This is a genomic window from Streptomyces sp. MB09-01 (assembly GCF_033794505.1).
Classification (GTDB): domain Bacteria; phylum Actinomycetota; class Actinomycetes; order Streptomycetales; family Streptomycetaceae; genus Streptomyces.
In genome coordinates this window covers 1-10,423 of record NZ_JARAYQ010000275.1, presented here as the reverse complement: position 1 = coordinate 10,423, position 10,423 = coordinate 1, and the positions used below count along the sequence as shown (strand labels likewise).

Genomic DNA, 10,423 nt, shown 5'->3' with positions numbered 1-10,423 from the left:
GAGGTACCGGGGCGACCGAGGACGTCAGGATCCTCGTCCTCACCACCTTCGACGAGGACGACCACGTCTACGGGGCGCTGCGCGCCGGCGCGAGCGGGTTCGCCGTGAAGGACATGGCCCTGGAGGAGATCCTCGCGGCGATCAGGGTCGTCGCCGCCGGAGACGCCCTGATCGCGCCGGGCGTGACGCGCCGGCTGATCGCGGACTTCGTCCGGCGGCCGGGGCTCCCGGCGGCGGAGCCGGCCCTGAGGTCCGCCGCGGGTATCACCGAGCGGGAGCGGGAGGTCCTCACCCTGGTCGGGCGGGGCCGCTCGAACGGGGAGATAGCCGAGGAGCTGTTCATCTCGGCCGCCACGGCCAAATCCCACGTATCGCGCCTGTTCACCAAGCTCGGCGCCCGGGACCGGGTCCAACTCGTCATCACGGCCTACGAGATGGGACTGGTCGCACCGCCCCGATGAGGGGCCCGGACGCCGGAGCGGGTGGGAGCCAGGTCGGAGCAGGTGGCGGAGAAACGATTCCTCAGGCGGTCACGGTGTCCGTGCGGGATTCGTCCCGGCGCCCGGCGGACGCTGCCGGGCGCGAGGCGAACAGCCCGTCCACGGCGAGGGCGCCGGGGCCGGTGAAGACCAGCAGGAGGAAGGCCCAGCAGAACATGGCGGAGGCCTCACCGCCGTTCTGCAGCGGCCAGAGCGCATCGGGCTGGTGCACGGTGAAGTAGGCGTACGCCATCGAGCCGGAGGCGACGAAGGCGGCCGACCGGGTGCCGAGGCCCAACAGGACCAGGACGCCGGCGACCAGCTGGATGGCGGCGGCGTACCACCCCGGCCAGGCGCCGGCGGCGACCGTGCCGCCGCCGTGGGCGCCGCCGAGGACGCCGAAGAGGGAGGCGGCGCCGTGGGACGCGAACAGCAGGCCCGTGACGATCCGGAACAGGCCGACGGCATAGGGCTGGGCGTGCTGGAGGCGTGTGTTCATGGGGGAGGCTCCTTCGGTTGGGGACGGGTCCCGAAGTCGTGCCGAGATGCTCAAGCGGAGCGAGCCAAAGGTTAGGTAGGCCTAACTGGCCTGGCAAGCGCGAGTTTCGGCCACCGGCCGAGGGGATCCGACGCTACCCCGCGGGCGGAAGTCGGCACCGGCGGCGCGCGCGGAGTTCCCCTCCCCGGCGGCAGCCGACGGACCATGGGGAGCGGCCCGACCGGGCGGGAGGCGGGCCACGGCAGGGCAGGGCCAGGGCACGGCCAGGGCACGGCCAGGGCACGGCCAGGGCACGGCCAGGGCAGGGCCCGGGCACGGCCGGGCAGGGGGTGGCGATTGGGACCTGCCGGTCCGTTCCCCTGTGACGGGCCGGCAGGTCCTCGTCTCCCCGCCGAGCCTAGGACCGGGCGCGTCCTGAGCATGTGCATCGTGTGCAGGCTCCGTTGATCTTCCGTGCAGATCGTTTGAGCCGCCCGGAGGGGCGTGGCCCGCCGGTCGGCCCCGCCCGCTGGCGCCGCGCGCAGCGGTACGGTCCGCTGGAGGCGTGAGCATCCCTCCCGGCCGCGGGTGGTGGACCGGACTCCCGCCCGCGGCGGGAGCCGCCGTCATGGCGGCCGGCATCATCTCCGTCGGCCTGTACCTGACCGGGCACGAGACGGCCTCGCTGGTCGCGCTCGTCCTCGCCGTCGCCCTGTGGCTCGTGCTCGCCGCCGACTTCACGGCCCGCCTGGTGGGCGACCGCGGCCGGTTCCGCGCCGAGGCCGACACCCCGGCCGCACTGACGGCCGTCGCCGCCACCACGGTCATCGGCACCCGGCTCTCCATGCTCGGATGGCAGACCGTGGCGGCCGCCCTGCTCGCGCTCTCCGCCGTGCTCTGGCCCGGGCTGCTGCTGAACGTCCTGGGGCACTGGGGGCGGCGGATGCCGGGGGCGGCGTTCCTCGGCTGCGTGGCCACCCAGGGCCTGGCCGTCCTCGCGACGGCCGTCGCCGCCTCCGGCGGCCACGACTGGCCGGCCCGGGCGGCGCTGGCCGCCTTCTGCCTCGGACTGGTGCTCTACGTGGCGGCCTTCCTGCGCTTCGACCTCCGCGAGGTGGTGGGCGGCGCGGGCGACCACTGGGTCGCGGGCGGGGCGCTGTCCATCTCCGCCCTGGCCGGATCCAAACTCACGGCGTCACCCGTATGGACGGGCACGGCGCACGAGGTCCTGCGCAACGTCACACTGGCGATGCTCGCCCTGTCCCTCGTCTGGTACGTCGTCCTCCTCACGGCCGAACTCCGCCACCCGCGGCCGCGCTACGACATCCGGCGCTGGGCCACCGTCTTCCCGCTCGGCATGACCGCCGTGGCCTGTCTCTCCGTGGCCGACCCGGCCGGCGTCGCCTGGCTCCTCCCGCTGGGCGAGGTCCTGCTGTGGATCGCCGTGGGCGCCTGGCTGCTGACCTTCGCCGCGCTGGTCGCCTCCCACGCCAAGGCCCGCATCAACCGCCGGCACCGGCCCGGCCCGGGGACAATGGCCCGATGACGACGCCTCACCTCCTGCCCGCGCACGAGCTGGAACTGACCTCGGTGGTCGCGAACAACACGATGAACCGCGAACGCGGGCTCGCCGGCGTCAACAGCTATGCCCGCGAACTCGGCCTCGACCCCGTCGCCCACCTCACCTCCCGCTCCGCCACCCCGTCGTGGCTCGACCTCTGCAGCGGCGAGGGCCGCGCCCTGCGCGAGGCCCGGTCGCGGCTGCCCGCCGGAGCCGTCCTCACCGGCGTCGACCTCGTGGGCCCCCTCGCGCCCGCCTCCCTCCCGGACGGGCCGGAGCTGCTGACGGCCTCCGTCGCGCACTGGTCCCCGTACCGGACGTACGATCTGATCACCTGCGTCCACGGCCTGCACTACGTCGGCGACCAGCTCGGGCTCCTCGCCCGGGCCGCCTCCTGGCTCGCCGCCGACGGCCTGCTGATCGCCCACCTCGACCCCGCGTCGCTGCGCGTGGCCGACGGGGCCCCGGCGGGGCGGGCCGCACTGGCGGCGCTTCGCGCGGCCGGGTTCCGCTACAGCGGGCGCCACCACCGTCTCTCCCTCCACGGCCCGCGCACCGTGCGGCTGCCCTTCCGCTACCTCGGCGCCGACCCGGCCGCCGGGCCCAACTACACCGGGCAGCCCGCCGTCGCCTCGCACTACGAGCCCGTTCCGGTGGCGGCCGCGGGAGCCCCTCAGTAGGGTCCCGGCATGGCATACACGTTCCAGGTGAGCATCGACTCGGCCGATCCGCACACGCTCGCCGACTGGTGGGCCGACACCCTCGGCTGGGAAGTGGAGCCCAGCGACGAGAAGTTCATCCGCAGCATGGTCGAAGCGGGGCAGGCGACCGAGGCGGACACCGCCACCCACCACGGCACACTCGTCTGGAAGGCGGGCGCGGGCATCCGCCACCCGGAGGGCCTGCAGCGCGCCCCCCGCATCCTCTTCCAGTTCGTCCCGGAGCCGAAGACGGTCAAGAACCGGGTCCACCTCGACGTCCGCACCGGCGCCGACGACCCGCGGGCCGTGGTCGAACGCCTCATCGCGAAGGGCGCCCGGCACCTCCACGAGGGCAGCCAGGGCCCCAGCACCTGGACGACACTCGCCGACCCCGAGGGCAACGAGCTCTGCGTCTCGCACTGATCGGCCTAGGCTGCGACCGTGAACGTCATCCTCTTCGGCGCGACCGGCATGCTCGGCCGGGGCGTCCTGCGCGCATGCCTGCGCGACGACTCCGTCGAGAGCGTCCTGGCCATCGGACGCACCCCGCTCGGCGTGAGCCATCCCAAACTGCGCGAGCGGGTCCAGGCGGACCCGTCCGACCTGTCCGCCGCGGGGGTCGACCCGGCCGCGTACGACGCCTGCTTCTTCTGCCTCGGGGTCTCCTCCGTCGGCATGAAGGAGGAGGAGTACCGGCGCATCACCCACGACCTGACGCTCTCCGTGGCCCGGCCCCTGGCCGCAGCCAACCCCGGCCTCACCTTCGTCTACGTGTCCGGCGAGGGCACGGACAGCACCGAGCGGGGCCGCTCCATGTGGGCGCGGGTCAAGGGGAAGACCGAGAACGACCTGCTGGAACTGCCCTTCCGCGCCTACATGTTCCGCCCCGGCATCGTCCAGCCGGTGCGCGGCGTGCCCTCCAAGACCCGGCTCTACCGCGTCCTCTACGCGGTCATGGCGCCGCTGGTCCCGCTCCTGCGGCGGGTCGCGCCGAACCTCGTCATCACCTCCGACACCTTCGGCCGTGCCATGATCGCCGTCGCCACGCCCGGCACCCAGGTTCCCGGCCACATCCTGCGCCCCGCCGACATCAACCGCCTGGGCGCTTCCCCGACCAGGCAAAACTGAGTACCGGGCACACCCTCCCGCGGGTGAGAATGGGCCATCTCAATCCGGGAGGAACCCATGAGCCAGGAGACCCTGACTCTGCACGACCTGCTGCCCGCCCAGGCGCTGGCGGCCTCGATCGACGCCGGGTACGTGACCCGCAAGTCGCACCCCGAACTGCCGCTGTCCATCTACACCTACACGCGGACGGCACAGTACGAGCGCGTCTGGGACCAGGTCACCACGCGCTGCCGCGGACTCGTCGCCGACGACACCACCGGCGCGATCGTCGCCCTGCCGCTGCCGAAGTTCTTCAACGTCGGCGAGCACGAGGCGGGCATGCCGTACGCGCCTGCCCTCCCGGACGAGCCGTTCGAGGTGTACGACAAGGTCGACGGCAGCCTCGCCGTGGTCTTCCACTACGCGGGCCGCTGGCGGGTCGCCTCCAAGGGCTCCTTCACCAGCTCCCAGGCGACCTGGGCCCAGCGCCGCCTCGACGGCAAGGACACCTCCGCGCTGCGCCCGGGCGTCACGTACCTCGCGGAGATCCTCTACCCGCAGAACCGCATCGTCGTGAACTACGGCGACCGCCGGGACCTCGTCCTCCTCGCGGCCTTCGGCCCGGACGGCGCCGAGGTCCCGCTCGCCGAGGCCGCGCCCCACTGGGAGGACATCGGCTCCGTCGTCAAGGTGTGGCCCGCCATGCCCCTCGACGAGCTGATGGCGCTCACCGAGTCCAACACCATGCCCGGCGGCGCCGCGGCCACCGGCACCGACGCCGAGGGCTTCGTCCTGCGCTTCGCCTCCGGTGTGCGCGCCAAGGCCAAGCTGTCCGAGTACGTGCGGCTCCACGGGGTGCTCACCGGGGTCAATGAGCGGGACATCTGGCGCAGCCACGGCATCCAGCGCTTCGCCGGCCTGCCCGTCAACCGGCTCGCGCAGGGCCTCAACTGCACCGCCGCCGAGGTCGAGGCCTCGGGCGGCAAGCCGCTGGACGCGCTGCTGCAGCAGGTGCCCGACGAGTTCGACGCCTGGGTGCGCGAGGTGATCGCCCGCCTGGAGGCGCGGGCCGCGGCGCACGAGCGTGCCATCGACGAGGCCTATGCGGGCCTCGTGCACCTGGCCGCCGACCGGGGCGCCTTCGCCCGCGCCGTCAAGGAACTGCCGGACCGGGGGGTCCGCCCGGCGATGTTCCTGCGGCTCGACGGCCGCTCGACCGAGCTGACCACCTGGCGCCACGTACGGCCGGAGGTGGCCGACTCTTACACCACCGACGAGGAGGGCCGGGAAGAGCCGGAGGGAACGCGCCGTCCCTCGCCCGGGGACGCGCCGCGCGCCGCCGTACCGGCCGCGGTCCGTCCGGCGGACGCCCCCGCCGTCCGGCAGCCCGCCGCGCGGAACGACGTCGCGCGGAACGACGTCGCGCGGGAGATGGTTTCGCAGGGGACCGGGGGCGGGGCCGAGGAGGCCGCGCTGCCCGTCGTGCACGTCATGACGGGGCTGCCGGCCTCCGGCAAGACGACCGCGGCCCGCGCCCTCCAGGCACGGTCCGGCGGGCGGATGCGCCGGGTCAACCTCGACGACCTCCGGGCCATGCTCGACCTCCCGGACCCCACGCGGAGCCGGTCCTTCGCGCACGAGAAGACCGTGCTGGAGGTCCAGGACGCGGCGGTCCGCGCGGCCGTCGACGGCGGCTTCGACGTGGTCGTCGACAACACGCACCTGACGAAGCACATCCCGAAGCGGCTCAAGGCGGCCGTCGGCGGGCTCGCGACCTTCGTCGTGCACGACTTCACCGACGTCCCGCTGGAGGAGTGCCTGCGCCGCGACGCGGCCCGCGAACGGCAGGTGGGCGAGGAGATCATCCGGATCCTGGCCGAGAAGCACGAGAAGGCCCGCAAGGGCGGCTGGCGGCTCACGGCGGAGTGGCTGAACGGGACGTCCGGCGCGACGGCCGTGCCGCCCGTGACCGCGTACGTCCCCGATCCGGCGCTGCCGGCCGCGGTGCTGTGCGACATCGACGGCACCCTGGCGCTGACGGGCGACCGCGGGCCGTACGACTTCTCGCGCTGCGAGCTCGACCTGCTCAACGAGTCGGTCCGGCACGCGTTGGACGCCTTCAAGCGGGCCGACGGCGACGCCATCGTGCTGCTGTCGGGGCGCAGCGAGGAACACCGTCCGCAGACGGAGTCCTGGCTGCGGCGGCACGACGTGCCGTACGACGAGCTGTGGATGCGCGCGGCCGGTGACACGCGCCGCGACGACGTGGTGAAGGCGGAGCTCTTCGACGCGCACGTACGCCACCGCTACGCGGTGCGGATGTCGCTCGACGACCGGGACCGCGTGGTCGCGGTCTGGCGCCGGATGGGCCTGCCCACCTGGCAGGTCAACTACGGGGACTTCTAGCCGTCGTGCCGGGCGTGCTGATCGTGGACGGTGCGAACGTCGTCGGCTCGGTGCCGGACGGCTGGTGGCGGGACCGCCGGGGCGCGGCCGAGCGGCTGCGCGACCGGCTGGCCGGGCGGGGCGGCGACGAGGAGATCATCCTCGTCGTCGAAGGCGCCGCCCGGGGTGTCGCGTCCGTTCCCGGGGTACGCGTGGACGCGGCCCCCGGGAACGGCGACGACCGGATCGTGGAACTGGCCGCGGCCCATGCGGACCGCGGCTGCGTCGTGGTCACGGCGGACCGGGAACTGCGCGAACGGGTCCGGGCGTACGGGGTGGAGTGCGTGGGGCCCCGTACCGTACGCCCGGCGGACTGACCCGGGGTCAGCGGCAGTACTTGACCTCGGAGAGGTTCTTGACGTAGCGCGCGGAGACCCAGCGCTCCTTGTCGTAGGCGGCGCGGCCGGCACTGTCGGTGTCGTTCGCCAGGGCCTCGTCGTCGTACAGCCGGTACCAGATGCGGTTCCCGTCGACCTTCTCGCCGTACTTCTTGCACTCGATCTCGATCTTGTTGTTCGGGTACACGTGGCCGAGGGACCGCGACTGGGTGGTCGGCTTGCTGCGGACCTTCAGCGGGCCCTTGGAGACGACCTTGCCGATGGCGTGCTCGTAGTCGGGGTAGGTGCCGGGCCGGCCGTCGCCGACGACGATCTCACGCGGCGGCACGTCGTCACCGTCGTCCGCGACGGCGGCGCCCGCTCCGGCCAGACCGAGAACCAGGCTTCCGGTGGCGAGAGCGAGGATGGTTCTGGTGGGCTTCAGCATGAGCCGGCTCCTCTACGAAGACGTCTGCCCGGCCGCTTCGCGCGGCGCGGTGGCGGCAACCAGGCGGTTGCCAGGGACGACTATGGCGAGGACGGGGGTCGTAGCCCCGGTGGCTCACCGGGCTTTAGCCCGATATGACCAATTCCTTCCGTTGCGGCGCGGCGGCCGTGCCCGCCCCCGAACGGGCACGGCCGCGCAGCGGAGCCCCGGGGGGACAGGGCCGGTGCCGGCCGGTGAACCGGCGGAGGCAAATCTACGGGCGGACCGCGCCCGGCCGCGCCCATCCACGGGTTGAGACCGGCCTACCCCCGTGGGTGTCGACGCTATACAACCAGGGGGGTACTCAAGGGGGGTTGACGTGCACTTCGTCAGACATCCGGCCGTGGTCCGGATCCGTGCCGGGCTTCCGGCCGCCGGCGGGATCGCGTGTGCCGGCGGGATCGCGTGTGCCGGCGGCGCGCCGCGCCCGCGCGGGATTCCGGCCCGGCCGCGGTTGCGACGCCGGCCGTCCTCCTGCGGGGCACCGGCGCGCACGGCGGCACACTCCGGCACCGCCACTCGGAGAACCGCCGGTCAGGGGTTGATCGACCTGCGCGAACGGGCGACGATCTACCACGGCACGGTGACCGCCGAGCCCGCCCCCGAGGGCGGCTTCGAGGTCAGCCCGGCGGGTCCCCGTGCCGCGACCGGGAGGGGGTGACGCGGATGCCGTCCGTACTCGTCGTCGATGACCAGTTCCTGATCCGGTCCGGACTGACCGCGCTGCTGACCGCCGCACCGGGCTACGAGGTCGTCGGCGAGGCCTGCGACGGCGAGGAGGCGGTCAGGCTCGCCGCCGAGACCCGGCCCGACGTCGTCCTCATGGACATCCGGATGCCCGGCACCGACGGGATCGCCGCCACCGAACGGATCGTGGCCGGCCGGGAGGACCCCGCGGACGGCGGGCCCAAGGTGCTCGTCCTCACCACCTTCGACTCCGACGAGCACGTCTTCCGCGCGCTGCGGGTCGGCGCCAGCGGCTTCCTCGTCAAGGACACCCCGCCCGAGCGGCTGCTCGCCGCCATCTCCACCGTGCACGCCGGCGAGATGCTGTTCAGCCCCCGGGCCCTGCGCGGACTGATCGACGCCTACGCCGCCCCGGCCGCCCGCGCCCCGCACCCGGGCCTGGCCACCCTGACCCCGCGCGAGCTCGAGGTGCTCGCCCTGGTCGGCGCCGGACTGTCCAACGCCCAGATCGCCGTACGGCTCGTCCTCAGCCCGGCCACCGTCAAGACGCACGTGCACCGCTGCATGAGCAAGCTGACGCTGTCCAGCCGCGCCCAGGCCGTCGTCGTGGCCCACGAGTTCGGCCTCGCCGCCCGAATGCCCTGACCGCGCGGCTCCCCGGATGCGGTCGGCGGCGGCCCGGGCGAGAGTGGGTGCCATGGGTATCGAAGACTACGGCGGCGGGGTCGGTGCACAAGAGACCGGCGTACTCGTCGTCACGACGAACGACGTCCCCGGCTACCGGGTCGAGCGGGTCATCGGCGAGGTCTTCGGCCTCACCGTCCGCTCCCGCCACTTGGGCAGCCAGATCGGAGCGGGCCTGAAGTCGATGATCGGCGGCGAGCTGAAGGGCCTCACCAAGACCCTGGTGCAGACCCGCAACCAGGCCATGGAGCGGCTCATCGAGCAGGCGAAGGCGCGCGGCGCGAACGCCGTGCTGATGATGCGCTTCGACGTCACCGACGCCGCCGACGTCGGGACCGAGGTGTGCGCGTACGGGACGGCCGTGGTCCTGGTCCCCGCGTCCACCTGACCTCCTCCGGACACTCCCTGTCCTCTCCTACGAGAGCGGCTTCAGCGGCGACCACCGGTTCGTCACGGGATCCGGGGACCACCGAGACCGCCACCGCCCTCGGTCGACAGCCAGGAGGCCGCCGGGGAGAACGGCGCCGCCGCCCACGTCCTCGACGGCGACGCCGCCGCGATCTGGCACACCCAGTGGTACGCCGCCACCGCACCCGTGCCGCACGAGATCACCCTCGACTCGGTCCGCCACGACGTTTCCGCCCTGCACTACCTGCCCCGGCAGGCGCAGAGCAACGGACGCGTCGCCGGCCGCCAGGTGTTCACCTCCACCGAAGGGATCACCTGGGGGACCGCCGCGGCCACCGGGACCTTCCCGAACACGACGGCTCAGCAGGACGGTCTCCTTCGCGGCGCGCACCGCCCGCTACGTCAGGCTCAGGACCACCGGCGACGTGGCCGGCAATCCGCGGACCTCGATCGCGGAACTCAACATCGGATACCGGCCGTAGAAGCGGGCTCCGGCAGGCAGACTGGGTGCCGTGACGACATTGCACAAAGGCGCCAACCTGCCCGTCGGAGCCACCTCCGTGCAGGCCGTGCTCGGCTGGTCGGCCGGGCCCGGCGTGCCGGACGTGGACGCGTCCGCACTGCTGCTGACGGCGGCCGGACGGGTCCGCTCCGACGACGACTTCGTCTTCTACAACCAGCCGCGCCACGCGTCCGGAGCCGTACGGCACCTCGGCAAGCAGGCCGGCACCGACACCATCGGGGTCGACCTGGGAACGCTGGAGCCCGGCATCGAGCGCGTCGTGCTGTGCGCGTCCGCCGACGGCGGCACCTTCGGCCAGGTCCCCGGGCTGCACCTGCGGCTGCTGGACGCGGTGTCCGCGGCCGAGCTGGCCCGCTTCGACATGGAGGCCGGCCCCGAGACGGCCTTCCTGAGCGGCGAGCTCTACCGGCGGGCAGGCGCCTGGAAGTTCCGGGCCGTGGGCCAGGGGTACGCGAGCGGCCTGGCCGGGCTGGCGCGGGACTTCGGCATCACCGTGGACGACGAGCCGCGGCCCGGAACTTCCAGGCGCCTGCCCGCCGGTAGAGC

At 73.6% G+C, this 10,423-nt stretch carries 12 protein-coding genes and 1 pseudogene; 11 read left to right on the top strand and 2 right to left on the bottom strand.

The genetic code is table 11. The features are described from left to right. Positions 1-461 (top strand): response regulator transcription factor (locus PV721_RS36340; RefSeq protein WP_319732018.1); only part of this gene is annotated, 461 nt, incomplete at its 5' end. 61 nt (positions 462-522) lie between these two features. On the opposite strand, the gene PV721_RS36335 is transcribed toward PV721_RS36340, so the two are convergent. Continuing rightward, on the bottom strand, positions 523-978 hold the full coding sequence (locus PV721_RS36335; RefSeq protein WP_319732016.1) for a DoxX family protein: 456 nt from the start codon (positions 976-978) through the stop codon (positions 523-525). A gap of 544 nt (positions 979-1,522) precedes the next feature. Between PV721_RS36335 and PV721_RS36330 the strand changes: the two genes are divergently transcribed. Genes PV721_RS36330 through PV721_RS36305 form a run of 6 tightly spaced genes read left to right on the top strand, consistent with a single transcriptional unit; the run spans position 1,523 to position 7,088 of the window. After that, positions 1,523-2,503, top strand: coding sequence for a hypothetical protein (locus PV721_RS36330; protein ID WP_319732015.1), 981 nt, complete (start codon positions 1,523-1,525; stop codon positions 2,501-2,503). Further along, complete coding sequence (locus PV721_RS36325) at positions 2,500-3,198, top strand: class I SAM-dependent methyltransferase (protein WP_319732014.1); 699 nt, start codon at positions 2,500-2,502, stop codon at positions 3,196-3,198. Before PV721_RS36330 ends, PV721_RS36325 begins: the two co-directional genes overlap by 4 nt. A gap of 9 nt (positions 3,199-3,207) precedes the next feature. Beyond that, positions 3,208-3,642 (top strand): VOC family protein, encoded by a 435-nt coding sequence (locus PV721_RS36320; protein WP_319732012.1) that lies wholly within the window; start codon positions 3,208-3,210, stop codon positions 3,640-3,642. 18 nt (positions 3,643-3,660) lie between these two features. After that, positions 3,661-4,347 (top strand): epimerase, encoded by a 687-nt coding sequence (locus tag PV721_RS36315; RefSeq protein WP_319732010.1) that lies wholly within the window; start codon positions 3,661-3,663, stop codon positions 4,345-4,347. 57 nt (positions 4,348-4,404) lie between these two features. Continuing rightward, positions 4,405-6,732, top strand: coding sequence for an RNA ligase (locus tag PV721_RS36310; protein WP_319732008.1), 2,328 nt, complete (start codon positions 4,405-4,407; stop codon positions 6,730-6,732). A gap of 5 nt (positions 6,733-6,737) precedes the next feature. Then, entirely contained in the window at positions 6,738-7,088 is a 351-nt protein-coding gene (locus PV721_RS36305; RefSeq protein WP_319732006.1) for an NTP pyrophosphohydrolase, read from the top strand. A gap of 7 nt (positions 7,089-7,095) precedes the next feature. Here PV721_RS36305 and PV721_RS36300 read toward each other — a convergent pair whose 3' ends face one another. Then, positions 7,096-7,536 (bottom strand): SH3 domain-containing protein, encoded by a 441-nt coding sequence (locus tag PV721_RS36300; RefSeq protein ID WP_319732004.1) that lies wholly within the window; start codon positions 7,534-7,536, stop codon positions 7,096-7,098. Between the two features lie 705 nt (positions 7,537-8,241). On the opposite strand from PV721_RS36300, the gene PV721_RS36295 reads away from it, so the two are divergent. From PV721_RS36295 to PV721_RS36285, 4 genes and pseudogenes are all read left to right on the top strand, one after another. Beyond that, on the top strand, positions 8,242-8,907 hold the full coding sequence (locus PV721_RS36295; protein ID WP_319732002.1) for a response regulator transcription factor: 666 nt from the start codon (positions 8,242-8,244) through the stop codon (positions 8,905-8,907). 52 nt (positions 8,908-8,959) lie between these two features. Next, positions 8,960-9,334, top strand: coding sequence for a YbjQ family protein (locus tag PV721_RS36290; RefSeq protein ID WP_319732000.1), 375 nt, complete (start codon positions 8,960-8,962; stop codon positions 9,332-9,334). A gap of 69 nt (positions 9,335-9,403) precedes the next feature. Beyond that, positions 9,404-9,703: pseudogene (locus PV721_RS44140) on the top strand (discoidin domain-containing protein); the annotation flags it as partial. A gap of 163 nt (positions 9,704-9,866) precedes the next feature. Further along, the coding region (locus PV721_RS36285; RefSeq protein ID WP_319731998.1) for a TerD family protein at positions 9,867-10,423 on the top strand (557 nt) is incomplete at its 3' end.

Bases quoted from the DNA above. Each gene is read 5' to 3' on its own strand.
- PV721_RS36335 (WP_319732016.1), bottom strand. From the start codon at position 978: ATGAACACACGCCTCCAGCACGCCCAGCCCTATGCCGTCGGCCTGTTC.
- PV721_RS36325 (WP_319732014.1), top strand. From the start codon at position 2,500: ATGACGACGCCTCACCTCCTGCCCGCGCACGAGCTGGAACTGACCTCG.
- PV721_RS36320 (WP_319732012.1), top strand. From the start codon at position 3,208: ATGGCATACACGTTCCAGGTGAGCATCGACTCGGCCGATCCGCACACG.
- PV721_RS36310 (WP_319732008.1), top strand. From the start codon at position 4,405: ATGAGCCAGGAGACCCTGACTCTGCACGACCTGCTGCCCGCCCAGGCG.
- PV721_RS36300 (WP_319732004.1), bottom strand. From the start codon at position 7,536: ATGCTGAAGCCCACCAGAACCATCCTCGCTCTCGCCACCGGAAGCCTG.
- PV721_RS36295 (WP_319732002.1), top strand. From the start codon at position 8,242: ATGCCGTCCGTACTCGTCGTCGATGACCAGTTCCTGATCCGGTCCGGA.
- PV721_RS36290 (WP_319732000.1), top strand. From the start codon at position 8,960: ATGGGTATCGAAGACTACGGCGGCGGGGTCGGTGCACAAGAGACCGGC.